Consider the following 22,753-nt stretch of genomic DNA (forward strand, 5'->3'; position numbering starts at 1 on the left):
GGCGCCAGGGCGCGGCTAGTGGGCGGTCCAGCCGCCGTCGAGAACGAGTGAGCTCCCCGTGAGCGAGGCCGACGCGGGTCCGCACAGCAGCGCGACCAGCTCGGCCACTTCGGCCGGCTCGATCAGCCGCTTCACCGCGACCGGTTCGAGCAGGATCTTGTCCAGTACTTCGGCCTCGGTCAGGCCGTGGATCGAGGCCTGGTCCGCGAGTTGCGCGGTCACCAGCGGCGTCCGGACGTAGGCCGGGTTGACGCAGTTGCTGGTCACGCCGTGCGGGGCGCCTTCGAGCGCCACCACTTTGCTGAGGCCTTCGAGGCCGTGCTTGGCCGCGACGTACGCGGCCTTGAACGGGCTGGCCCGCAGCCCGTGCACGGACGAGATGTTGACGACCCGGCCCCAGCCGCGGCCGTACATGTGCGGCAGGGTCTGCCGGATCAGCCGGAACGGCGACTCGAGCATCAGCCGCAGGATGTAGCCGAACCGCTCGGGCGGGAACTGCTCGATGGGGGCGACCTGCTGGACACCCGCGTTGTTCACCAGGATGTCGATGTCGGTCGGCAGGTCCTGCAGACCGTCCAGATCGGACAGGTCGGCGGTCAGGGTCTCGATGCCAGTCCCGGCGAGTTCACGGAGACCTTCAGCGTCGTAGTCGACCGCGACGACCTGTACTCCGTCCGCGGCGAGACGCTGGACGCAGGCGGCGCCGATACCGGAGGCAGCTCCGGTGACTAGTGCTCGGGTCATGCGGAGACCATAGAAATCTCAGCAGACGCGAGCCATGGGCTGGCGGCACATACCTGCGCCGCCAGCCATGTGACCTCACCTCACCAGCGGAACCTTCGCCCAGTCCAGGTCGGACGCCAGGTAGAAGCTGGTGTACGACGGCTGGTTGTACGCCGTGTTCTGCCGCGCCACCTCTACGCGGTACTGCGGGTCGTGCATCAGCGTGTAGAGCTTGCGGTCGGTCACCTCGGTGCTCAGGTAGATGCGGATCGCGCTGCTGTCGGCAGTGCGGACCAGCAGCTCCTCCCGCCAGTCACCGAGGATGTCCGCCACCAGGGACGGGTTGCCCTTGGTGTGGTTGTTGGCCAGCGTCCCGTCGGCCGTCAGCAGCGTGCCGCGGCGCCAGTCCTTGATGGTCGGGGTGACGGTGATGGCGCCGTCGACGATCTGAGTAGTCATGTCAGCGGCCCAGCGAATGCTCGCGTTGGTCCCCGGGTACGTCGGACCGAGCGCATCACCGTCGGCGCTGCGCAGCCGCATGGCCCAGGTCTCCAGGCCCGGCTCCTCCGGGATGATGTCACCGATCATGCCGCGGCCGGTGTCCTTGCCGGAGTACTCGCCGTAGATGACCTTCCCGGTCGCCGCCTCCCGCAGGGCATAGCCGTACGGCGCATAGGTCCCGCCCTCGTGCACGGTGAAGATCTCCTGGCCGGGCCGCTGCGGGTCGATGTCCGTCACGTGCATGGCGTCGCCGTGCCCGAGCCTTGCGATCGCACCAGGATCCGCACTGGCCGACGGCATCACGTCCTTCGAGCTGTAGAGCAGGCTGCCGTCGTCGTCGATCGTGGCGCCGCCGTAGACGATCTCCTGCTTCCCGTCGCCGTCCACGTCGGCCGCACTCAGCGAGTGGAAGCCCTGCGTCGTGATCGACCCGTAAACCGGGTCGGTGCCGTCCCGGCCGTGCGGCCCGTCGTTGAACGGGTTCGTCATCGGGGTCCAGCCGCTGTCGACCGCCCAGCCCTTGGTGAGCTTCTTGCCGTCCCAGCCGTAGGTGGCAAGCGTCGTACGGGTGTAGTAGCCGCGGGCGAAGACTGCTGACGGTTTCGACCCATCCAGGTAGGCGACCCCGGCCAGGAACCGGTCCACGCGGTTGCCGGGCTCGATCCGGCCCATCGCGTAGTCACCCCAGCGGAGACCGTCGTCGGTGCGTCCTGGCTCGTAGTGGGTCGTCTGGAGCTCCCGGCCCGTCAGACCGTCGAAGACTGTCAGGTACTCCGGGCCTTTGAGGATGAAGCCCTCGAAGTTGCGGAGCTGGTTGCGGGTGCTCCGGCTGGGCGCGTAGACGTCCATGAAGTAGTCGACGAGGGCTGCGGCGTCCGTGCGGCTCAGTGGGTAGGTGTAGCGCTGGGCGATGCCGAAGGCGGCTTCCAGAGTCGCGGGCCACTGTCCGCTCTTCACCTCGGGCTGGTCGTGCCACTGCTGGAACATGGCGACCAGGTGTTCGTAGTACCCGGCCTTGCTGACCCGGTAGTCGTCCTGGTGGCTGTAGCCGGCCTTGCGGTCCTCTGCCGGCATGGTGATGTAGCGCTCGGACCTGATCTCGCCCGACTTGGCGTACCGGGTCGTCTTGGTACCGGGTGCGGTCTTCAGCATCATCTCGGAGCGGCCGTCGCCGTCGAAGTCGTAGACCAGGAACTGCGTGTAGTGCGCTCCGGCCCGGATGTTCACCCCTAGGTCCAGCCGGTGCAGCAGACGGCCGTCCGCCTTGTACGTGTCGATGTAGACGTTGCCGGTGTAGCCGATCTGGGAGACGTCCTTGGAGTTCGACGGGTTCCAGAGCACGACGTACTCGTACTCACCGTCGCCATCCATGTCGCCGACGCTCATGTCGTTGGCGGAGTACGTGTACGCCTCCCCTGCCGGGGTGACGCCGTCGGCGGGCTTGCGGAGGGGCAGCTCGCGGTACCCGCCGGTCCACGGGGTGGCGTAGTCGCTGCGGTCCCGCTCCTGGCCGTTGACGAGCGGGACGACCCGGTACCGCGAGGTCGGCGTACCGGCCTTGTCGAGGTAGTTGGTGCTGTCGGTGACGGTCGCCAGGCGTTTGCCGTCGCGGTAGACGGCGAAGTCGGTCCCGGCCAGGCCGTGGTCGGTCCTGCTGGTCGCCTCCTTGCCGAGCAGTCGCCAGCTGAGGAAGACGCCCTCGCTGGTGGTGGTCGCGACCAGGCCGCGATCGAGCTTCTCGAGCTTGGGGCCGGCTGCGGACACGGTGTCAGCTGCGGACGGGGGCTGGGCGTACGTCGTACCGGCGGTGGCTGTTGTTGCGAGCAGTGCTGCGAGGACGAGGGCGGTGACTCGACGGGCTCGGCGGAAGGTCATGGCGGATCCTTCGGTGCGAGGGTGGCGGCAGACGGTGCAAGAGTGGCGGCAAGCGTTTTCCAGGGAAGCTAGCGCGGCTGCGGCGACCTGTCGACGGTTGTGTCCGCAATCGGTCGCGGCGAATCGTGACATCGGCGACGGCTATCGGACCTGCCTGCGCTGATAGCCAGAATTACAGTGGAACCATGGTCGACATCGAACAACCGAAGAAGAAGGCCGCCGGCGTCCCCGCCGTGCTCTCGTCGTTCAAGTTCGGTTTCCGCGAGATGGGACCGTTGCGGACCGGCAAGGTGTTCCTCAAGATGAACCAGGATCGCGGCTTCGACTGCCCGTCCTGCGCCTGGCCGGATCCCGACAGCAAGCGCAAGCACGCGGCGGAGTTCTGCGAGAACGGGGCCAAGGCCGTCGCCTGGGAGGCGACCCGCAAGCGGGTGCCGCGGGCCTTCTTCGCCGAGCACTCGATCGACGAGCTGAACCAGATCTCCGAGTTCGAGCTCGGCAAGTTCGGCCGGATCACCGAGCCAATGCTGCTGCGAGCCGGCGCCACGCACTACGAGCCCATTGGGTGGGACGAAGCGTTCCACGTTGTGGCGCGACGCCTCAAGGCACTGGACGACCCGAACGACGCTGTCTTCTACACCTCCGGCCGGACCAGCAACGAGGCCGCGTTCCTGTACCAACTCTTCGTCCGCGCCTACGGCACGAACAACCTGCCCGACTGCTCCAACATGTGCCACGAATCCTCCGGTACTGCGCTGTCGCGGGTGATCGGCAGCGGCAAGGGCGCGGTGACGCTGGAGATGCTCGAGCAGGCCGAGCTGATCGTGGTAGTCGGGCAGAACCCGGGGACCAACGCGCCGCGGATGCTCAGTCATCTCGAGATCGCGAAGAAGAACGGCGCCGAACTCGTCTCGGTGAACCCGTTGCCCGAGCCCGGGCTGATGAACTTCAAGAACCCGCAGCGGGTCTCCGGGTGGGTCGGCAAGGGCACCGAGCTGGCGGACCAGCACCTGCAGATCCGGATCGGCGGCGACCAGGCTCTGTTCCTTGCCGTCGGCCACTTGTTGCTCGAAGCCGAGGCGGCCGCGCCGGGGACGGTGCTGGACAAGGACTTCATCGCGCAGCACACCAGTGGGTACGAGCTTTATGCCAAGCACAACGCCGAGCTGGACTGGCCGGCGGTCGAGCTGGCGACGGGGCTGACGCGAGCCGAGATCGAGGAGTTCACCCAGCGGTTCATCAAGTCGAAGGCGACGGTGATCTGCTGGGCGATGGGGCTGACTCAGCATCGCGAGGCCGTTGCCACCATCACCGAGATCGTCAACGTGCTGCTGCTGCAGGGAAACATCGGCAAGCCGGGCGCAGGGCCGTGTCCGGTGCGCGGGCACTCGAATGTGCAGGGCGACCGCAGTATGGGGATCTGGGAGAAGATGCCCGACGCGTTCCTGGACCGGCTGGATCGGGAGTTTTCGTTCAGCTCGCCGCGTGAGCACGGCGTAGACGCGGCCGCGACGGTGCAGCGGTTGCGCGAGGGCGCAGTACGGGTGTTCTTCGCGATGGGCGGAAACTTCGCGATGGCGACGCCGGACACTGACGTTGTGCATGCCGGGTTGCGGCAGTGCGATCTGACCGTGCAGGTGTCGACGAAGCTGAACCGGTCGCACACGGTGGTCGGTCGCGAGGCGCTGATCCTGCCCACGCTGGGGCGAACCGACCACGACCACACACCGGCTGGGCCGCAATCCGTGACGGTCGAGGACTCGCAGGGCGCTGTCCACTTGTCGACCGGAAACTTGTTGCCTCCGGCACCTGAGTTGAAGTCGGAGATCGGCATCGTCTGCGGGATTGCATCGCTGGTGGTCCCAGACGTCGGGCAGATCCCGTGGGCCGACTTCGCCGGCGACTACAGCCTGATCCGGCAGCGGATCGGACGAGTCTGCGACGGCTACGAAAACTTCGAGCAGCGACTCCAGGCAACCGGCGGCTTCCTGTTGGCGCATGCTGCGCGCGACAAGCGCGAGTTCAAAACCTCAGACGCAAAGGCCCAATTCAGCGCCAACGACCTCACCTGGCTCCCGACTGAACCCGGCCGCCTCCTACTGCAAACGATGCGCAGCCACGACCAGTTCAACACCACCATCTACGGCCTGGAAGACCGCTACCGAGGCATCCACGGCACCCGCGAAGTCGTCTTCGTCAACCCCGAAGACCTAGCAGCTTTAGGACTGCAGGACGGCCAAAAAGTGGACATCATCTCCGAATTCGCCGGCACCGAACGCCGAGCCACCAACTTCCGCCTGGTCTCCTACCCCACAGCCCGAGGCTGCGTAGCCGCCTACTACCCCGAAACCAACGTCCTCATGTCAGCCGACGACGTAGCCCGAGGCAGCAACACCCCAGTAGCCAAAGGCCTAACAATCCGCCTAGAACCAACCACCTGAGCAGACAGGCTTCGGTAACGGCAGCGGCCATACCCTCCGGCGGTTCGCTGCCGCGCCCGCAACCCATCGGCGATCAACTCCTCTGTCTCCACCGAAAGCGCCCGCAGCCCGGCACCTAGCCGCCACGTCCGCCTTCTACAGCAACCACCGCCGGCAGCGGACTTTGTCTGTTGCTCTTGTCTGTTGCTCTTGGGGTGCTGGCAGGCAGGCGCCCCGCCCGGCGGGTGCCGGGCGGGGCGGTGGGGGGTGGGAAGGGTTAGCCGACGGGGGTTAGTTCTCGGTCTTCTTCGGGGGTGGGGGTGGTTACTGCGTGCTTGGGTTGTTTGGTGCGGAGCCACTTGGGGGCCCACCAGTTGGCGTCGCCGAGGAGGGTCATGATGCTGGGGAGGACGACCGCTCGGATGATGGTGGCGTCGATCAGGATTGCCACCGCGAGGCCTACGCCCAGCTGCTTCATGTCCAGCGTGCTCAGGGTGGCGAAGACTGCGAAGACGCCGATCATGACGGCTGCCGCGCTCGTCACCACACCCGCCGAACCGGTGATGCCCTCGGCAACGGCTTGCTTGGTCGGCACGCCCCGCAGTACGGCCTCGCGGATCCGGCTCACGACGAACACGTGGTAGTCCATCGACAGTCCGAACAGCACCACGAAGAGAAACAGTGGCAGCCAGGACACGACCGCGCCGTTCGAGCGGAAGTCGAGGATGCCTTCGGCCCAGGTGTTCTGGAAGACCGCGGTGACGACCCCGTACGCCGCGCCGGCGCTGAGCAGGTTCAGCCCGATCGCGGTGACCGCGACCACCACGGACCGGAACGTCACCATCATCACGATCATCGTCAGCAGCAGCACGAACCCGATCACCAGCGGCAGCTTCTCCCGGGTGTGTGCGGCGTAGTCGACATCGGCGGCCACGAACCCACCCACCGCGTACTCGACGCCCGGCACCTTGCCGAAGGTCTGCGGCATCAACTCCGTGCGCAGCTTGGTCAGCGAGTCACGCGCCTGGTCGCTGCTGCCCTCATAGGGCGTCGAGACCGAGAAGACCGACACAGTGCCGTCTGCCGACACCTTCGGCTCCTCCAGCCCGTCCTGTGCGAACAGCTTGTCCGACTGGGTCCGCTTGGTCAGGTCCGCGAACGCAGCCTTCACAGCCGGCTGCTGGTCGGCCGGAGCCCGTACTGCGACCTCGTGGCTGGTGCCGGTGCTCGGGAACGCCGCGGTCAGCCGGTCGTATGCCTTCATCACTGCGGTGTCGCGCGGCAGGTCCTCGGTGCCGGGGAACTTCAGGTTCATACCCAGGGCAGGTGACGCAACGGCGAGCAGAGCGGTGACGGAGACGAGCAGCGTGGCCATCGGGTGCTTCAGAGCCGGCTTCAGCAGGGCCGGCCACAGACGCGGGTTCGTCTTGTTCGCGGTGAGGCGCCACAGGAGCGGGACGCGCGGCCGGTCGACCCAGCGGCCCAGCTTGGCGAGCAGTGCGGGCAGCACGGTCAGCGAGCCGACCACTGCGACGGCTACTACCAGGATCGATCCGACGGCGAAGGAAGAGAACACGGCGTCCTGAGCCAGGAACAGTCCGGCCATCGAGATGATCACCGCAGTACCGGAGACGACCACTGCGTGCCCGGAGGTTGCTGCCGCGATCTCGACCGCGTCGACGTGACCGCGGCCCTTGGCTCGTTCCTCGCGCTCTCGGCGCAAGTAGAAGAGTGAGTAGTCGACGCCGACCGCCATACCGATCAGCAGGATCACGCTGTTGACCGCGTCGACGGCGGGCACGAGCTGGGATGCTGCGGCGGCGAGGCCGATCGCGGCACCGACGGCGGACAGCGCGAGCAGCAGCGGTACTGCGGCCGCGATCAGGGCGCCGAACGCGACGAGGAGGATCGCCAGTGTCACCGGCAGGCTGAACATCTCGGCGCGTTTGAAGTCCTCCCCGAGTGTCTCCTCCAGCGCCTTGCCGATCGACTCACCGCCGACCTGCTCGACTCTGATCCCTGGATTCTCTTGCTGCACCTTGGCGGTGGCGTCGAGCAGCGGCTGGACCCGGTTGTCGTCCTCGCCGTCCTTCAGCGTGACGCGGACGATCAGTGCGTCCTTCTTCGGCGACAGGATGGGCTTGGCGACCTCCGCGACCCCACCGAGGGCGCGCATCCGCTCAGTCACCACGCCGGCGACCTTGCCGGCTTCGGCCTGGTCGAGAGCTCCCGACTTCGGCGTGATCAGCACGCTCTCCACGTCGTGGTCGGGGAAGTTGCCGGACTTGACGATGTTGTCGGCCCGGGTCACCTCGCCGATGTCGCCCTCGTTGGTCGACTCCTTGGTGCCCGTGACCGAGCCGAGCGCGAAACACGCCACGACGACGGCCACCCACATGGCGATCGCGCGCCACGGATGGGTGGCACTCCATCGTGCGGCCCGGACCGTGAGTTGTCCCCTGTATGTGGACCTGGACATGGTGACTCCTACCCCTCAGCGCCCGCCTCTGGACGCACCCTCCCAGCCCCGGCCCGACGCCGCTGCTGGCTACGGGTCTCAGCTTTCGTTAAGTCAGGCACCTGCCACCATGCAGGAAGCCACCGACTTCACCCTGGGGCTGACCCCACCCCACCCTGGGGAAAACCGCAGTACAAACCGCCCAGTACGCCGTACCACCTGACGCAACGTGGCGGTAACCACCACCCAGAGTGCGCCTCCCCGCTCAGCTAGCCGCGCGGGCACGCCAGACACCCCGGCCGACCCCTCCGGGGTATCCCCGAGGGGTCGCACAGAAGAGCGTTGAGGGCAGCGCGTCGAGACAGGCCCCGAAAGCGCGCTCCGCGCGCGGCCAGGCGACGAGATGCGCCGTGGAGAGCCAGCGCGAGTGCCGCCGCGAGGCGGCGCAGAAAGCCGGCGTGGCAGCGCGCCGCGGCGCGCAAAGTGCGTGGCGCCGCGATGCCGCAATGCGGCGCGGTGGGCGTCGAGTGACGACTCGATGGGGATGATGGTCGAGCGGGCGAGCGAGCGGGCAGGCGAGCGGGCAGGCGAGCGGGCAGGCGAGCGGGCAGGCGAGCGGGCAGGCGAGCGAGCGGGCAGGCGAGCGAGCGCGGAGGCGAGCGGGCGGGCCGGCCGGCGGGGGCAGAGGCTGCCCGGGGCGGGTGTGCCCGGGAGGGGGTGCGGGATGCCCGAGGGGCGGGGCGAGCGGGCGAGACGCGGCGGCCCGGCGGGGGTACGGGGGTGCCCGGTGGGGTGCCCAGCGGGTGTACGGGAAGGGTGCCCGGCGCGTGCAGTGGTGGGCCGGGGGGCGAGGGCGCGGGGGTGCTCCAGGAGCCGGGGGTGGGGCGGGCGACTTGGGTGGGTGGAGGGGGTGGGGTTAGAAGTCTTCGGGGGGTTGGGTGGTGGCGGCTGAGATGCCTTCTAGGTAGCCCTCGGCTCGTTCGGCCTTGGGGTAGCGGTGGACCAGGTTCCAGAAGTTGGCGTTGTGGGATGGCTCGATCAGGTGGGCCAATTCATGGACCAGGACGTAGTCGACCACCCAGGACGGCATGGACTGCAAACGGGTCGACAGGCGGATCGAGCGGTCGGCGGGGGTGCAGGAGCCCCAGCGTCGATTCTGGTTCGAAACCCACCTGACTGACGCAGGTTCGGGCACTTCGGGCAGGTGGCGACACGCGAGATCGTGTGCTCTGGCCAACAATTTTTCGTCCGACACGCGGGATCGGCTGCGCTGCTTCTCCAGCCGTTGCAGCATGGTTTCCACCCACCGCGCCTCCTCGGTGGCGGACAGCCGATCGGGCATCAGCACGATCACCCGCTCGCCGTCCCGGTAGGCGCTGACGGTCCGCTTGCGCCGCTTGCTGCGGCGGATGTCCACATAGGGCGGGATCGGGCGCGGTGGAGAGTCGGCCATGAGTCAGACCGTACCGCCTGAATCCACCAACTTTCTTCTGTCCACATCCTGTGAATTGACGTTTGCGCAGGTCAGACCCCAATTGTCGAATCCGTGGACGCCGGTTGTTCACACCCTGTTCCCCCGTTCGTCCACAGTGTCGCCCGGCGCGCCCCACAGCTTGCCCACAGGTTTATCCACAGGGGTGGACAACCGGGGCTTGCCAGCATGCCCACCACCTCCTAGCGTCGGATTCAGCAGGCTCCCGGACCGCCTCCGGGGCCGCTCGGAGGGGAAGCCGAGCGGTTCCGAAGGCGGACACCCGGGAGCCTGTTCCGCGTCAGCCAGGACCACGGAAAGCGATTTCCACGCGGCACGCGGAGCCCGAGGTGGACTTGAGCGACTGCCAGCCTGCCGTAGGGTGAATCCCGACTGGGCCGAACGGCCTACGGCAGGACGATCTGCCGTTAGCATCCACGACGGCCGGGGTCAATGCCCCGGCTGGTATTCGAAGCAAGGAGAGGGCCCTCATGGCAGAGACCTGGAGCGGCGAGTTCTACTGCGTCAAGTGCAAGGCCAAGCGCACCGCCGACGGCGAGGTCAAGGTCAACGACAAGGGCACGCGCATGGCCAAGGCCAAGTGCCCCGAGTGCGGTACGAACCTGAACCGGATCCTCGGCAAGGCCTGACGCACCAAGTCGTGGGGGCGGTGGTGCGACCTTCGGGTCCACCACCGCCCCTCCGTCGTTCACCGCCGGATGTGACGCAGCCGGTTGTGACAAGACTCGCGGTGCCCCGAGGGGTCTGCCGCTTGGCCGACCCGACAGAATGGGGAGCGTGTCCGACCTCCCCCGCAAGGCCCTCAGCCGTACCGCGAAGCTGGCCAGTCTGCCGCTGGGTGCCGCGGGCCGCGCGACAGTCGGACTGGGCCGCCGGATCGGCGGTGCACCGGCCGAGACGGTGATGGCCGAGTTCCAGCGCCGTACCGCGGACCAGCTGTTCTCCGTCCTGGGTGAGCTCAAGGGCGGCGCGATGAAGTTCGGCCAGATGCTGAGCCTGATGGAATCGGCGATGCCCGAGGAACTCGCGGCGCCGTACCGGGCCACGCTGACCAAGTTGCAGGACTCCGCGCCCCCGATGCCGGCCTCGACCGTGCACACCATCCTGTCCCGTGAGCTGGGCAAACGCTGGCGCGACCGGTTCGAGGAGTTCGACGACCTGCCCGCAGCGGCCGCGTCGATCGGCCAGGTGCATCGCGGCATCCTCAAGGACGGCCGCGAGGTCGCGGTGAAACTCCAGTACCCGGGCGCCGCCGAGGCGTTGCGGGCCGACCTCAAACAGCTCGGGCGCTTCGCCCGGACCTTCGGCGCGCTGGTCCCCGGCGTCGACATGAAGCCGCTGGTCGCGGAGCTGCAGGAGCGCATCGGCGAGGAGCTCGACTACGACCGCGAGGCACAGGCCCAGCAGCAGTACGCCGATGCGTTCAAGGACCACCCCGAGTTCGTCGTACCGCGGGTCATCAAGCACTCCCCCACCGTCATCGTGTCCGAGTGGATCGAGGGCACGCCGCTGTCGAAGGTGATCACCGAGGGCAGCAAGGAGGAGCGGGACGAGATCGGGCTGAAGTACGTCCGGTTCATGTTCAGCGGGCCGCTGCTGGCCGGACTGCTGCACTCCGACCCGCATCCCGGCAACTTCCGGGTGATGCCGGACGGACGGCTCGGCGTGGTCGACTTCGGGCTCTGCGCCCGGCTACCGGACGGGTTGCCGCCTGCGATCGGCCGGCTGTTGCGGATCTCGCTGGAGGGCGACGGCGACGCAGTACTGGAGGGGTTGCGCGCGGAGGGCTTCATCAAGCCGCGGATGGAGATCGACCCCGAGCAGCTGATGGACTACCTGTCGCCGTTCGCGGAACCCGCGCGGGCCGAGACGTTCCAGTTCAGCCGGGCGTGGATGCGCGCCCAGGCGAACCGGACCAGCGACTTCCGCTCCCCCAACGCCTCGATGGCACTCAAGATCAACCTGCCCCCGTCGTACCTGCTGATCCATCGGGTCTGGATCGGTGGCATCGCCGTCCTGTCCCAGCTGGAGGCCGAAGCACCGTTCCGGTCGGTGCTCGAGGAGTTCCTGCCGGGCTTCACCGACTGACTCAGCCGGTCACCACCAAGCGCTGTCGAGCTTCCCCTCGATACTGCGGACGTTCTCGCGGGCGCAGCGGTCGCAGTACAGCAGCTTGCGGCCGTTCTCGAGTGAGGTCACCCAGGTCAGCGGCGGCTCTTCGGTGTCGGCTTCCTGGCCGCAGAGGGAGCAGATGGCATTGGACATATCCCCAGTGTGCTCCGAGCAGATCACGGACCACAGCTAGGCTCCCGGGCATGCGGTGGCTGGTACATGGTGAGCAGACGGTGTGGAGCAGTCCCTGGCTGAGGGTGAGCCGGCTGGACGTCGAGCAGCCGGATGGAAAGCGGGTCGGGTACGACGCTGTTCGGCTGAGCGATGTCGCCGCAGTGGTCGTCACCGACGCCGAGGAGCGGGTACTGCTGCTGTGGCGGCACCGGTTCCTGACCGACACCTGGGCGTGGGAACTGCCGATGGGAATCGTGGAGCCGGGCGAGACTCCGGCCGAGGCAGGGGCACGGGAGGTCGAGGAGGAGACCGGCTGGCGGCCAGGTCCGCTCACCGAACTGATCCGTTCCCAACCGGGTGCCGGGATCATGGACTGCACGCATCACGTGTACCGGGCGACCAGCGCGGCGTACGTCGGCGAACCGGTCGAACAGAACGAGTCGGACCGGATCGAGTGGCTGCCGCTGGCCGACGTACCGGGCCTGATCGCGCGGCAGGAGATCGTCAGCGGAATCACCCTGCTGGGCCTGCAACAAACGCTGCTGCAGGCAACCTTCACCCCTGCGCGCGAGCGTCCTGCAGGAGTCCCCGGCGGTAGTTCAGCCGCTCACGCGTGAAGCGATCGGGATTGGCGTCGTAAACGGCCTGCCCCAGCTCCGAGCCGATGACCTCCCGGGGAACCGCATCGGCACCGGCCGGGATGAATTTCAGTACTTCGTCCAGCGCCGCGATCGCGCCATCCAAGGCCGACCGGCCCCGCGCATCGGCCGGATTGGTGGAGGCAGCCCGTTCCGCGGCGCGGTCGCTGTACCAGAGGAATTCGCCCGCATCGATGATCGCGGACGGCTGCTCACCGCCATACGCCCGGCCGGGCACCGGCTCCGCCGGAATCGCGAACTCGAATCGCCGGGTCCGTCCACAGGCCGGGCAGACGCCTTCGTACCGCGCCACCGGGATGCCGTCCCGCTCGATCATGCTGAAGGTCAGCTCGCCTGCCGCGCCGCAGTCACACGGGTGAAGCTCGACATAGAGACCGGCCTCCTGGACCGAACGCGCCGTCAACACCCGGCCGAGCCTACTCTTTCGGCTTACTATTTCGCCGGTGGACGACCTGATGATCCGGACCGAGCAGGCGGAACGCATCCGCGCTCGGGCGGTGCGCCGCTGGCCGGCCGTACTGGCAGCGCTGCGGGTCGCTGAGTCGTTGCGCCCGACCGGCCCGGACGAGGTCGGGAACTACACCTTCGGGGCAGTCGACGAGTACGGCCGCGAGCTGACGGTCCGGCTGGACGCAGTACCGCTTCCGGCCGGGCAGCTAATGCGGGTGTTCGCCAACACGACTTCGGACAACCACGTGATCCAGCTGTCCGACCAACTGACTCCCGAGCAAGAGGGGCCGATGCTGGCCGCGGGTGTGTCGGAGTTGCTAGCCGTGCGGTGGCGAGCCGATGTCGGAGCACCTGCGGTCCGGCGGGACCTGCTCGACAGTACTGCGGTTGGTGTGTCGGCTCCGGGCCTGCTTTCAGACCGCGACTTCGGGCGACTCGCACAGCTGGACTGGCTGGCGGCACAGGCGGCGGATCCGGCTCTGGATGAGCAGGCTCAGCAGGCCGCCCGGGATGCGTTCACGGCCGAGCTGGATCACCTCGGGCTCCGGCCGACCACCGGAGAGGACGAGCAACGGCGCAGGTCGCGCTTCCAGCGGCTGCTGGTGGTCGAGCCTCGGTTGAGTGCGGCTTCACTCCGGCTGCTCCAGGCGCAGAGCGCGCTGCCGCAGAGCGCTGAGCCGCGTCGCGAGAGCCCGGCGAGTGAGCGGGGGCCAGCCGTAGTACCGGTTGGTCGGCTTGGTGCCGAGGAGCTGGCAGCAGCCGCACTGGCGGCTGCAAAGGCTCGAGACGAGCGCAGTGCCCAGACCCTGAGGTCCTTGCGGGAGTTCGCGGGCGGACTTGCCCCGGGTGACCTGCCGAAGGTGCGGTTGATGATCGGTGGCGGCGCCGCGTTGGCCGGGAGGGACCCGGACGTCCTGGTCGTCGACGGGCGTGGGCGGTGGCACGTCGACCCGATCCCGGGGATCGTGCAGTCGGTGGATCAGGTGCGGCACCTGGCCGAGAGCGGGATGGGCGACCCGTACCAGGTCGCCGGCCCGCGGGAGCGCGTACCGCTGACGGCGATCCAGCTCTGGGAGGACCAGGCCGCAGTACGAGGACCCCTGATCGACGGGCTGGCCCGGCTCTCTGTCGACGACGCAGGCCGACTGGTCGCGGACATCCAGCCACTGGACGACTCACCGCCACTCCGAGTGGAGGTCGACGATACGCCGTTGGTCGCGACCGGTGTACCGCCCGAGATCGTGCCGGGCGCATCCCGGTGGGTGCCGACGATCCCCGAGGCGCTGGCGGTCGTCGACGAGCACCTGGCCGGTGTGCGGACTCCGCAAGCCGAGGCGGCCCGCGAGGCATTGGGGTGGCTGCGCGACGAGCCAGGCGCGGCAGGGGTCGCCTTGGCCACTCTGAGCGGAGTACCGGAGATCGCTGAGACGTGTGCGGCTCTGCGCGCCAGCGGGATTCCGGGCGCGCCCCTGGAAGGGGCGATGACGACGTTGGAGGCCACTGACGCGTGGGATCGTGCGCGGCAGGAGCTTCCGGGGCGGGTGCTGATCGGGGACGAGATCGGCGACGGCCGCTACGACCCCGCCGCCGGGCAGCACTGGCTGATCGCGGGGATCGGTGGTGGCGCGATCGCGAACACGGAGATCATCCTGGCCGGCAACCCGCACTCCACCGTCACCATGGTGGGCACCGAGGCGCCATGGGTCCTGCACAACGACGCGCAGTACTCCGAACTCCGGCGGCTGCACGACCGCGAGGCCAATCCGAACGCGACGGGCCGACTGCGGACCGTCCCGGGCAAGCGGCTCGGGATGGTGGCCACGGCCACGACCGAGGACGGTCGAGGCGTCGTACGGATGCTCGACGACAAGGGGCGGATTCTGCGCGACGCGGCGGGCAATCCGCTCGAGGGAGACGTGTACGTCGGCTGCCTCGGGCGAGTGGCGCGGACCCCTCAGGCGATGGATGACTTGCGGGCGTGGGCGGACGAGGTGCACGGCGAGGTGCAGGTCAGCGACGACCGGCAGTACCTCGGGTATCGGGTCAGCTGCCGCAAGGGTGACGCGCAGGTGGATGTCGAGGTCGGCGGCGCGGCGTCGCGGATGCTCCCGGCCGACCTGTTCGACGCCCGTACTGCGCTGCTTGTCGCCGAACACGGGCTGATCGAGGCACCACCGGAGAGCGGGAACGTGGCGGCGGGTTTCATGGCCACAGCGCTCCAGGCGAGCAACCGGGCCAAGTACTCCGCGACCTCACCTCGCAGAGCTGCGGACTCGCCAGCGCGGTGAACGTGCCGAGAGGCGGCATCCGCTAGATGCCGCCTCTCGGGGTGGTCAGCTGCCGGCCGGCAGCGGCGGCACGAGTCCGCGCTGCGGGTCAGGCTGGTGTCCCGGGTGGCGCTGCCGGAGTCTGTGGCGACCTGGTTCCCCGCGGAACCAGGTGGCGCCTACCAGTACTCCGGGGCTGCGCTGCCCGGGGTTTGCGGCTTCAGCGGTCTGTGGAGATCGGCTCCGACCGCGTCAGCCTGGATTTCGGCTCAGGCCGGCCGGACCGTGACGGTCCGGCCGGTGGCTGAGAGCCGGGGTGGATCAGACCAGGCGGGCGAGGGTGAGGCGTGCCTTTGCACTGGCCCTCTCCGCGCGCCGCGTGGCCCGTTCGGCCTGCTTCTGCGCCCTGGCGAACTGGTTCGCGAGGCGGAAGCGCCGGTTCTGCTCGGCGTCGATCAGGATGTTACGACAATGAGCACGTGCGAGATCTTCTTGAAGTAAATGCATTTCAACTCTCCTGGGTGAAGTCTGGGTAGTCATGGTTCTGGAGTCTCGATTCGGGATTGGTCGTCAGGCTGCGGTCACGGTGTCGCACTTGCGTGGACGCCCACGGGGCCGCTTGCGCGGAACCACAACACCCTGGACGAACAGTTCGCCTCCCCACACTCCCCACGGCTCGGAACGCTCGAGCGCTCCGGCAAGGCACTCGGCCTTGAGTGGGCAGGTGGTGCACAGAGACTTTGCATACTCGACGTCCGCCGGGGATTCGGCGAAGAAGAGTTCTGGCGCGTAGGACCGACAGGGCAGGTCCTGCGACGTTGCAACCTCGGTGAAGGCATCGAGGAAGCTAACGCTCATTCCGGTCACCTCCTAGTGACTGTCTTGCTGTGTTCTCTTGCTGTCTTCGACGACCACCGGTTGATGGCCGACAAACTTTGGGACAAACAAAAGGGCCGCGGGACCCTTGGTGAGGGTTCCGCGGCCTTGGAGGTGCCGGCTGACTTGGGTGTCAGACCGGTGGACTCCATGCTCGAGAACCCTGACCGCCGTACTTCGCATCGCCCACAGCTCCGCCCTTGATCTGGGCAAAGCCATCAGCGAGCACCACAACCGTCTCGACGTGCTGACGCGACAGGGCGGCACCCTGGATCGGGGCGCACGGCAGCGCGCTGATGCTGTTCGGCTTCATCGTGGTGTTGACCATTTCCAAGGCACCTCCTCTCGTTGTGGCGAAGTGAGCGGCAAGCTCATCGCTATGGTTTGAAGTTTTCGGCCAGCCTTCGACCGCAGAAAGAACAGTACGCTGACCTCGCCGGAGGCCGCAAACTATTTATCGCAGGTTGGCGAAGTTGGCCGGAAGTTGCCGCCCAGGAGGCCGAAACTTGCTGCCGATCCACCGGTCCAGCACGCTCCGGCGCACCGGTGACACCCTCCGGAACCGTTGCCTTTGACATCTAGTTGCCACGGCAAGGCCCGTTGTCTGCCACCAGCAGAAAACCTGCCCATCGAGTGTCGCGCCCGTTTGCCCCACCCCGCAACGGGTTTTCCACCGGCTCGCCGCAGCTCTGCCCGATCGGGCAGGCCGGCTGTGGCGATCAAACGGCTGAACGGTCAGCGAGTGCAGATGTTCAGCACGGACTCGCCGTACTTCGCGAGCTTGGTGCGGCCGATGCCGGTGATCCGGAGCAGCTCGCGTTCGTCGGTCGGGCGGGCTTCGGCGATCGCGGTCAGGGTCGCGTCGGTGAAGATCACGAAGGCCGGCATCGACTCCTCGGCCGCCTTCTCGGCGCGCCACTCGAACAGGGCGTCGTACAGGGCCTGGTCCATCGTGGACGGGCAGTCCTCGCAGCGGCCGAGTTTGCGGGCGGCCGGCTCGGTGAGGCCGCGGCCGCAGACCCGGCACTTCGGGATCGGCAGGTCCGAGCGCTCGGACCGCTGGCTGCGGGCGCGCGGCGACGGCTCCCGCTCACCGCTGCGCGGAGTACGGACGCCGATCGGGTCCAGGAAGCGGGTCGGCCCACGCGACGCTCGGCCGCCAGGTGAGCGGGAGGTCGACCAGCTGATCGAGAGCTGGTCCTTGGCCCGGGTCACGCCGACATAGAACAACCGCCGCTCCTCCTCCACCTGGGCCGGCGTCTGGGCGTAGCTGATCGGCAGCGTGCCCTCATGGGCGCCGACGATGAAGACGCACTTCCACTCCAGACCCTTCGCCGCGTGCAGCGTCGCGAGCGTGACGCCCTCGGCCAGCGGCGCGTGCTGGATCGAGGCCCGCCGGTCGAGCTCGGCCATCAGCTCCACGATCCCAGCGTCCGGGTGGGCGGCCGCGAAGTCGGACGCCATCGTCACCAGCGCGCTCAGGGACTCCCAGCGGTCCCGGACAGCTCCTGTCCCGGCCGGCGGCTCGGCAGTCCAGCCGGCGCCACCGAGAACGGCTCGCACCGTCTCGAGCAGATTCCCGCCGGAGTCCCCCGCCTTGGCCTGGCCACGCAGCAGTACTGCGGCCTGCCGGATCTCGGCGCGCTCGAAGAACCGCTCGGCGCCCTTCAGCATCGCGGGGATCTTCCGCTCGGCCAGCGCCTGCTCGAAGTTCTCCGACTGGGCGTTGGTCCGGAAGAGCACGGCGATGTCGCGCAGCGCAGTACCGGAGTCCTGGAGGCGGGAGATGGCTCGGGCGACCGCGTCTGCCTCCGCGACCTCGTCGGAGTACTCGCGGTAGGTCGGCGCTGGGCCGGGGTCGCGCTGCGAACGGAGGGTGACTCGGCCGGGCAGTCCGCTCGGGCCGGCCGCGTCGAGCACCTTGTTGGCGACCTCGACGATCTGCGGGGTCGAGCGGTAGTCCCGGACCAGCTTGATGACCTGGGCGGCCGGATGGCGCTGGGCGAAGCGGACCAGGTTTTCCGGGTCGGCGCCTGCCCACGAGTAGATGGTCTGGGCCGGGTCACCGACCACACAGACGTCCTCGCGGCCGCCGAGCCACAGGTCGAGCAGGCTCTGCTGCAGCGGGCTGACGTCCTGGTACTCGTCGACGACGAAGGTCCGGTACTGCCGGCGGATCTCAGCCGCCACCCGCTCGTCCTCGGCGAGCAGCGCGACCGCGCAGAGCAGCACGTCTTCCAGGTCGATCCGGCCGCGCTCGAGCTTCACGTCCTCGTACGCCGCGAACACGCGCGCGATCGTGGGCGGATCGAACGCGGCGAGCGCCCTGGCCGACTGGGGAGCGATCTTCGCGTAGTCGTCGGGGCGGACGTTGCTCACCTTGGCCCACTCGACCTCACCGGCCAGGTCGCGCAGGGCGGGCGTGTCGACGCGGACGCGGCAGCGCGAGGCCGCCTCGGTCAGGAGCGGGAACTTCCGGTCGATGATCGGCGGGAGCTCACCGCCGTACACCTTCGGCCAGAAGTACCGCGCCTGGCGCAGCGCGGCCGAGTGGAAGGTGCGGGCCTGGACGCCGTTGGTGCCGAGCTGGGCGAGCCGGCCGCGCATCTCCCCCGCGGCGCGCTGGGTGAACGTGACGGCGAGCACCCGAGCGGGGTCGTAGGTGCCGGTGCGCACGCCGTACGCGATCCGGTGGGTGATCGCGCGCGTCTTGCCGGTGCCGGCGCCGGCCATCACGACGACCGGCCCGTGCAGGGCGGTCGCGACGGCGCGCTGCTCGGGGTCGAGCGCCTCGAGCAAGGCGTCGGCGGAGCGGCCGGCGACGGCCTGTGTGATGTCACTCACGGACTGGGACATGCGGGAACAGCACTCCGACCGACGGGGTTCAGATACAAGGTAGAGCCACCCTAGACGGGACGCCGGACAGTTTCCGCGCGCCCGCCCCCAGCCAGAGACGGAGTCAGCCACGATGGCGGCATTCACGATGTACTCGACACCTTGGTGCGGTTACTGCCACCGCCTGAAGGGCCAGCTGAAGCGGGCCGGGATCGAGTTCGCCGAGGTCGACATCGAGCAGGTGCCGGACGCGGCGAAGATCGTCGAGAAGGTCAACAACGGCAACCAGACGGTCCCGACGGTGGTCTTCCCCGACGGCAGCGCGATGACGAACCCGTCCATCGCCCAGATCGCGGAGAAGCTCGCCGCTTAACTCCCAGTACTACGTACGCTCCCGCACGCCGGTTACCAGCTGCCGGTTAGTTCTTCGCCGTACCAGCCTTCGATGAGGCGGCGGGAGATGGAGATGTTGCCGGGGAGGGCCATGGTGCCTGCCTCGACGAGCGTCTTCAGGTCTGCTCGGCTGAACCACTTGGCTTCGGCGATCTCGTCGCCGTCGACGTCGATCGTGTAGCCGGTGGCCTTGGCGTAGAAGCCGAGCATGAGACTCGACGGGAGGGGCCAGGGCTGGCTGCCGGCGTACTGGATGTCCTCGCCGATCACCACCCCCGTCTCCTCGAACACCTCCCGCCGTACTGCGGCCTCCAGCGACTCCCCCGGCTCCACGAAGCCGGCGAGCGTCGAGTAGCGCCCCTCCGGCCAGGCCTCGTTGCGGCCGAGCAGAGCGCGGTCCTGATCGTCCGTGACGAGCACGATGATCGCCGGGTCGCTGCGCGGGAAGTGGCTGAGCCCGCAGGACGGGCAGCGCCGTACGTGGCCTGCGTCCACCACCTCCGTGTGCGCGCCGCAGTTGGCGCAGTGGGTGTGTATCGCGTGCCAGTTGGACAGGCCGACCACGTTGACGGCCATCCCGGCCTCCCGGTCGTTCAGTACGCCACCGATCTCCCGCAGCCCGGCGTACGACTCATCCGGCTCAGCGTCGACCAGTACTGCGAACACTGCGCGCCCGTCGGCGGTCTGCCCGGCCCCCTCCACCCGGTCGATCCCCAGGAAGATCCGGGTGCCGTCCGGCGCGGCAGCCGGCGGCACGAGGTGCAGGGACTTGCGGTCGGCCTCCACTGCCATCTGGTCACCGGCTACGAGCATCACCTGGGTGTCATCAGCGGCCCAGGCCTTCTCCAGCCACTCCACGTCTCGCCGCCGGTCAGCGGCTCGGTCGAGCACGGAACGGGACAGCGACAGGGAACCGGGAACGATCGAGTAAGCCACGGCTTCAACGTATCTCGCCTGCCCACCATGAGAGCATCCCGGCATGAGTATTCACATCGCCGCCGAGAAGGGACAGATCGCGCCCCGCGTGCTGTTCCCCGGGGATCCGCTGAGGGCCAAGTGGATCGCCGAGACCTACCTGTCCGACGTCACCTGCTACACCGAGATCCGGAACATGTTCGGATTCACCGGCACCTACAAGGGTGAGCGGATCTCCGTGCAGGGCTCGGGCATGGGTCAGGCGTCGGCCTCGATCTACGCCAACGAGCTGTTCGCCGAGTACGACGTCCAGACCCTGATCCGGGTCGGAACCTGTGGCGCCCTCACCGAGGCGGTGCGGGTCCGCGACGTGATCGTGGCGATGTCCGCGAGCACCGACTCGCAGATGAACCGGCTGCGCTTCCACGGCATCGACTACGCGCCGACCGCCGACTACCAACTGCTGCGCGCCGCGGTGGACGCCGCCGAGGCTGCCGGGCTGAACGTGCACGTCGGCCAGGTGTTCTCCGGCGACCTGTTCTACAACGACCGGCCGGACCTGGTGTCGCGCACGGCGGAGTACGGCGTACTGGGGATCGAGATGGAGGCCGCGGCGCTCTACACGCTGGCCGCCAAGTTCGGTCGCCGGGCGCTCGGCATCATGACCGTGTCGGACCACCTCGTCACCAAGGAGGAGACGACCGCCGCGGAGCGGCAGACCACCTTCTCCGAGATGATCACGATCGCCCTCGACGCGGCGATCGAGGTACCGGTCTGAAGCGGGTCGCCACCGCCCTGGCAATCACTGCTCTGCTGATCGGTACTACGGCCTGCTCCGGTTCCGACAAGAAGGCGGCCGCGCCCGAGTCGGGTCAGTCGTCCAGCGCGCCCCTTGACCCGGTGCTGCCGGACGCCACCCCGGCGGAGGTGGTCAGCGGGCTGACCGGCGCCGGGTACAAGTGCGGCGTGGACGCTCCGTACGCGATCTGTACTGCGGACACGGTGTCGGTCTGGGTACTCACCGGCAGCCACAACCGGCCGCCGGTCGTGTCGCTGCACGCGAACGGCCCGATCGAGAAGGCCGCGGCGGACATCAGTGCGAAGCTGCCGCGGGCGCTCGAGCTGGCGCACATCAACCCGCGCACGCCGATCATCGACTGGTTCGGCAAGCTGGGCGGCAAGCCCACCGACCAGCTGACCGCAGGTGACTGGCAAGCGGACTGGTCGGCCGAGGCCGACACCGACGAGCCGGGCGCGCACCTGACGCTGGTGGACAAGCTGTGCAAGGTGAACTGTCAGGCGGAGTGACTCAGCCGCTCCCCGAGTAGCTGCTGGAAGGGCTCGACCAGCCCGGCCCGCTTGCGGAGATAGCGACGAGTGGAACCGTCGTCGAGCCTCAGCTCGACGGCGGTTCCTCTGATGTCGGGTACTACGCGCGCGGCCAGCACCCGTTCCGCGGCGACGAACTCGGGACCCTTGGTGATCTCCATGAGGTCGTCCGCGATCCCCTTCGCCTGTGCCCGCAACTGCCTGCGCCCACCGCGGGTGAGGGCCGACCCGGCCATCCACGCCACCCCGAACAACGTGCCGAGGAAGTCGATCCCGACCAGGATCGCGGCAGCGGCGAGCAGGACGCCGGCGACGATCAGCAGGACCTTGACCAGTGAGTCGAGACCGGCCACGCTCGCCAGCCACGCGAGCAGAAGCGCTGCACCCATGCCGATGGCGCACCACTGCGCCGGGTCAGGCCGCGACCCCTGAATCTGCCGAGCAGTCCAGCCCTGCTCGGTGAACATCAGGTCAACCAACCCACCCGGCTCCGACCGCACCCGCTTGACAGTCACCACAACCGCCGACCATAAGTCCCCACCCGGTCACTCCGACCCGATACCGGGCGTCAGGAGCTGCCGGTGGAGCCTGCTGTGCTGGCTACGACGATGGCGGCGGTGACGGCGGCCTGCATCTCCTGGACTGCCTTGCGGACTGCCGACGCGGCCCAGTCGGATTCCGAGATCTCCTTGGCCCGCTGCTTCAGCGCCTTCTTGTCGACCGCGTCGGTGACTACCTTCGGGACGACGTTCAGGGCGTTCAGCAAGGCGACCAGGGCGGCGGTGCGCTCGTCAGGCTGGGTACCTAGCTTGAGTACGTTCTCCAGTTGGCTGCGGACCTCCGCCTCGTGCCGCGCGTCCTTGGCCGGCCAGCGAGTGACCGGGAACAGGCCCAGCACCTTGCCCTTCTCAGCCTCGAGCACACCGCGCTCAGCCAGCTTGGCCAGCACCTGGTCGCGCAGCTTCTTCGAGAGCTTGCCCATCAGGTCCTTCGGCTTGGCACCCGGCTTGCCCGCGAGGATGGCCAGCCGTTCGTCGAGTACGACGTCTCCGGTGGGCGTGGTGTCCAGTACCTTCAGCCGACCGGCCTTGACCTGGTCACCAGCTTCGGCGATGTCCACCTTGCCGAGCAGCGTCAACTCGATCAGCACGGCTCCACCGAGCGCGTAGTCGAGCCCGGGCGAACCGGCGATCGGCTTCCCGCTCTCGTCGTCGTACAGGAGCAACAAGAGGTCTTCCGCGATCAACATGTTGCTAACGCTAGGCGGGCACGGA

Annotated in this window: 21 protein-coding genes; 8 read left to right on the forward strand and 13 right to left on the reverse strand. The window is 68.3% G+C overall.

Annotated elements, in window-relative coordinates:
- Positions 1-15: 15 nt before the first annotated feature.
- Together AB0F51_RS28555 and AB0F51_RS28560 are read right to left on the reverse strand one after the other, a co-directional pair.
- On the reverse strand, positions 16-744 hold the full coding sequence (locus tag AB0F51_RS28555; RefSeq protein ID WP_360284852.1) for an SDR family NAD(P)-dependent oxidoreductase: 729 nt from the start codon (positions 742-744) through the stop codon (positions 16-18).
- Between the two features lie 75 nt (positions 745-819).
- Positions 820-3,099 carry a rhamnogalacturonan lyase gene (locus AB0F51_RS28560; protein WP_360284854.1) on the reverse strand — a complete coding sequence of 760 codons (2,280 nt, stop codon included), beginning with the start codon at positions 3,097-3,099 and terminating at the stop codon, positions 820-822.
- Between the two features lie 185 nt (positions 3,100-3,284).
- Here AB0F51_RS28560 and AB0F51_RS28565 point away from each other — a divergent pair, with 185 nt between their 5' ends.
- The gene (locus AB0F51_RS28565; protein ID WP_360284855.1) at positions 3,285-5,540 is read left to right on the forward strand and encodes an FdhF/YdeP family oxidoreductase; all 2,256 of its coding nucleotides are present in this window, start codon (positions 3,285-3,287) and stop codon (positions 5,538-5,540) included.
- Positions 5,541-5,796: 256 nt separating this feature from the next.
- Here the strand turns inward: AB0F51_RS28565 and AB0F51_RS28570 are convergent, their stop codons facing one another.
- Positions 5,797-7,998 (reverse strand): MMPL family transporter, encoded by a 2,202-nt coding sequence (locus AB0F51_RS28570; RefSeq protein ID WP_360284857.1) that lies wholly within the window; start codon positions 7,996-7,998, stop codon positions 5,797-5,799.
- Positions 7,999-8,893: 895 nt separating this feature from the next.
- Complete coding sequence (locus AB0F51_RS28575; protein WP_360284858.1) at positions 8,894-9,430, reverse strand: YgjP-like metallopeptidase domain-containing protein; 537 nt, start codon at positions 9,428-9,430, stop codon at positions 8,894-8,896.
- A 509-nt stretch (positions 9,431-9,939) separates the two neighbouring features.
- Here AB0F51_RS28575 and AB0F51_RS28580 point away from each other — a divergent pair.
- Both AB0F51_RS28580 and AB0F51_RS28585 read left to right on the forward strand, forming a co-directional pair.
- Positions 9,940-10,098, forward strand: a complete 159-nt coding sequence (locus AB0F51_RS28580; RefSeq protein ID WP_012922897.1) for a DUF5679 domain-containing protein — start codon at positions 9,940-9,942, stop codon at positions 10,096-10,098.
- Positions 10,099-10,237: 139 nt separating this feature from the next.
- Positions 10,238-11,557 (forward strand): AarF/ABC1/UbiB kinase family protein, encoded by a 1,320-nt coding sequence (locus AB0F51_RS28585; RefSeq protein WP_360284860.1) that lies wholly within the window; start codon positions 10,238-10,240, stop codon positions 11,555-11,557.
- 9 nt (positions 11,558-11,566) lie between these two features.
- Here AB0F51_RS28585 and AB0F51_RS28590 read toward each other — a convergent pair whose 3' ends face one another.
- On the reverse strand, positions 11,567-11,734 hold the full coding sequence (locus AB0F51_RS28590) for a hypothetical protein (RefSeq protein WP_360284861.1): 168 nt from the start codon (positions 11,732-11,734) through the stop codon (positions 11,567-11,569).
- Positions 11,735-11,784: 50 nt separating this feature from the next.
- Here AB0F51_RS28590 and AB0F51_RS28595 point away from each other — a divergent pair, with 50 nt between their 5' ends.
- The gene (locus AB0F51_RS28595) at positions 11,785-12,372 is read left to right on the forward strand and encodes an NUDIX hydrolase (protein WP_360284863.1); all 588 of its coding nucleotides are present in this window, start codon (positions 11,785-11,787) and stop codon (positions 12,370-12,372) included.
- On the opposite strand, the gene AB0F51_RS28600 is transcribed toward AB0F51_RS28595, so the two are convergent.
- Entirely contained in the window at positions 12,311-12,820 is a 510-nt protein-coding gene (locus AB0F51_RS28600; protein WP_360284864.1) for a hypothetical protein, read from the reverse strand. The two genes, AB0F51_RS28595 and AB0F51_RS28600, sit on opposite strands and share 62 nt — an antisense overlap.
- 37 nt (positions 12,821-12,857) lie before the next feature.
- Between AB0F51_RS28600 and AB0F51_RS28605 the strand changes: the two genes are divergently transcribed.
- Positions 12,858-15,152 carry a hypothetical protein gene (locus AB0F51_RS28605; RefSeq protein ID WP_360284865.1) on the forward strand — a complete coding sequence of 765 codons (2,295 nt, stop codon included), beginning with the start codon at positions 12,858-12,860 and terminating at the stop codon, positions 15,150-15,152.
- Between the two features lie 300 nt (positions 15,153-15,452).
- On the opposite strand, the gene AB0F51_RS28610 is transcribed toward AB0F51_RS28605, so the two are convergent.
- The 4 genes from AB0F51_RS28610 to AB0F51_RS28625 form a co-directional block, all read right to left on the reverse strand.
- Positions 15,453-15,638, reverse strand: a complete 186-nt coding sequence (locus tag AB0F51_RS28610) for a hypothetical protein (protein WP_360284866.1) — start codon at positions 15,636-15,638, stop codon at positions 15,453-15,455.
- Between the two features lie 63 nt (positions 15,639-15,701).
- Complete coding sequence (locus tag AB0F51_RS28615) at positions 15,702-15,989, reverse strand: WhiB family transcriptional regulator (RefSeq protein ID WP_360284867.1); 288 nt, start codon at positions 15,987-15,989, stop codon at positions 15,702-15,704.
- Positions 15,990-16,140: 151 nt separating this feature from the next.
- The gene (locus AB0F51_RS28620) at positions 16,141-16,335 is read right to left on the reverse strand and encodes a hypothetical protein (protein WP_360284869.1); all 195 of its coding nucleotides are present in this window, start codon (positions 16,333-16,335) and stop codon (positions 16,141-16,143) included.
- A gap of 407 nt (positions 16,336-16,742) precedes the next feature.
- Positions 16,743-18,863, reverse strand: a complete 2,121-nt coding sequence (locus tag AB0F51_RS28625; RefSeq protein ID WP_360284871.1) for an ATP-dependent DNA helicase UvrD2 — start codon at positions 18,861-18,863, stop codon at positions 16,743-16,745.
- Between the two features lie 112 nt (positions 18,864-18,975).
- Between AB0F51_RS28625 and AB0F51_RS28630 the strand changes: the two genes are divergently transcribed.
- Complete coding sequence (locus tag AB0F51_RS28630) at positions 18,976-19,215, forward strand: mycoredoxin (RefSeq protein ID WP_020391228.1); 240 nt, start codon at positions 18,976-18,978, stop codon at positions 19,213-19,215.
- Positions 19,216-19,247: 32 nt separating this feature from the next.
- On the opposite strand, the gene nudC is transcribed toward AB0F51_RS28630, so the two are convergent.
- Complete coding sequence (gene nudC, locus AB0F51_RS28635; protein ID WP_360284873.1) at positions 19,248-20,171, reverse strand: NAD(+) diphosphatase; 924 nt, start codon at positions 20,169-20,171, stop codon at positions 19,248-19,250.
- Between the two features lie 43 nt (positions 20,172-20,214).
- On the opposite strand from nudC, the gene deoD reads away from it, so the two are divergent.
- Together deoD and AB0F51_RS28645 are read left to right on the forward strand one after the other, a co-directional pair.
- Positions 20,215-20,928 (forward strand): purine-nucleoside phosphorylase, encoded by a 714-nt coding sequence (gene deoD, locus AB0F51_RS28640; RefSeq protein WP_360284874.1) that lies wholly within the window; start codon positions 20,215-20,217, stop codon positions 20,926-20,928.
- A 122-nt stretch (positions 20,929-21,050) separates the two neighbouring features.
- Entirely contained in the window at positions 21,051-21,458 is a 408-nt protein-coding gene (locus tag AB0F51_RS28645; RefSeq protein ID WP_360284875.1) for a hypothetical protein, read from the forward strand.
- Here AB0F51_RS28645 and AB0F51_RS28650 read toward each other — a convergent pair.
- Positions 21,446-21,997, reverse strand: coding sequence for a hypothetical protein (locus AB0F51_RS28650; protein ID WP_360284877.1), 552 nt, complete (start codon positions 21,995-21,997; stop codon positions 21,446-21,448). The genes AB0F51_RS28645 and AB0F51_RS28650 overlap by 13 nt on opposite strands.
- A gap of 50 nt (positions 21,998-22,047) precedes the next feature.
- On the reverse strand, positions 22,048-22,728 hold the full coding sequence (locus AB0F51_RS28655) for a GPP34 family phosphoprotein (protein ID WP_360284878.1): 681 nt from the start codon (positions 22,726-22,728) through the stop codon (positions 22,048-22,050).
- Positions 22,729-22,753 lie beyond the last annotated feature (25 nt).

This window comes from Kribbella sp. NPDC023855, from assembly GCF_040639475.1.
GTDB lineage: Bacteria > Actinomycetota > Actinomycetes > Propionibacteriales > Kribbellaceae > Kribbella.

Coding starts and splice junctions, on each gene's coding strand:
- AB0F51_RS28555 (WP_360284852.1), bottom strand. CDS start 744: ATGACCCGAGCACTAGTCACCGGAGCTGCCTCCGGTATCGGCGCCGCC.
- AB0F51_RS28560 (WP_360284854.1), bottom strand. CDS start 3,099: ATGACCTTCCGCCGAGCCCGTCGAGTCACCGCCCTCGTCCTCGCAGCA.
- AB0F51_RS28565 (WP_360284855.1), top strand. CDS start 3,285: ATGGTCGACATCGAACAACCGAAGAAGAAGGCCGCCGGCGTCCCCGCC.
- AB0F51_RS28570 (WP_360284857.1), bottom strand. CDS start 7,998: ATGTCCAGGTCCACATACAGGGGACAACTCACGGTCCGGGCCGCACGA.
- AB0F51_RS28575 (WP_360284858.1), bottom strand. CDS start 9,430: ATGGCCGACTCTCCACCGCGCCCGATCCCGCCCTATGTGGACATCCGC.
- AB0F51_RS28580 (WP_012922897.1), top strand. CDS start 9,940: ATGGCAGAGACCTGGAGCGGCGAGTTCTACTGCGTCAAGTGCAAGGCC.
- AB0F51_RS28585 (WP_360284860.1), top strand. CDS start 10,238: ATGGGGAGCGTGTCCGACCTCCCCCGCAAGGCCCTCAGCCGTACCGCG.
- AB0F51_RS28590 (WP_360284861.1), bottom strand. CDS start 11,734: ATGTCCAATGCCATCTGCTCCCTCTGCGGCCAGGAAGCCGACACCGAA.
- AB0F51_RS28595 (WP_360284863.1), top strand. CDS start 11,785: ATGCGGTGGCTGGTACATGGTGAGCAGACGGTGTGGAGCAGTCCCTGG.
- AB0F51_RS28610 (WP_360284866.1), bottom strand. CDS start 15,638: ATGCATTTACTTCAAGAAGATCTCGCACGTGCTCATTGTCGTAACATC.
- AB0F51_RS28615 (WP_360284867.1), bottom strand. CDS start 15,989: ATGAGCGTTAGCTTCCTCGATGCCTTCACCGAGGTTGCAACGTCGCAG.
- AB0F51_RS28620 (WP_360284869.1), bottom strand. CDS start 16,335: ATGGTCAACACCACGATGAAGCCGAACAGCATCAGCGCGCTGCCGTGC.
- AB0F51_RS28625 (WP_360284871.1), bottom strand. CDS start 18,863: ATGTCCCAGTCCGTGAGTGACATCACACAGGCCGTCGCCGGCCGCTCC.
- AB0F51_RS28630 (WP_020391228.1), top strand. CDS start 18,976: ATGGCGGCATTCACGATGTACTCGACACCTTGGTGCGGTTACTGCCAC.
- deoD (WP_360284874.1), top strand. CDS start 20,215: ATGAGTATTCACATCGCCGCCGAGAAGGGACAGATCGCGCCCCGCGTG.
- AB0F51_RS28655 (WP_360284878.1), bottom strand. CDS start 22,728: ATGTTGATCGCGGAAGACCTCTTGTTGCTCCTGTACGACGACGAGAGC.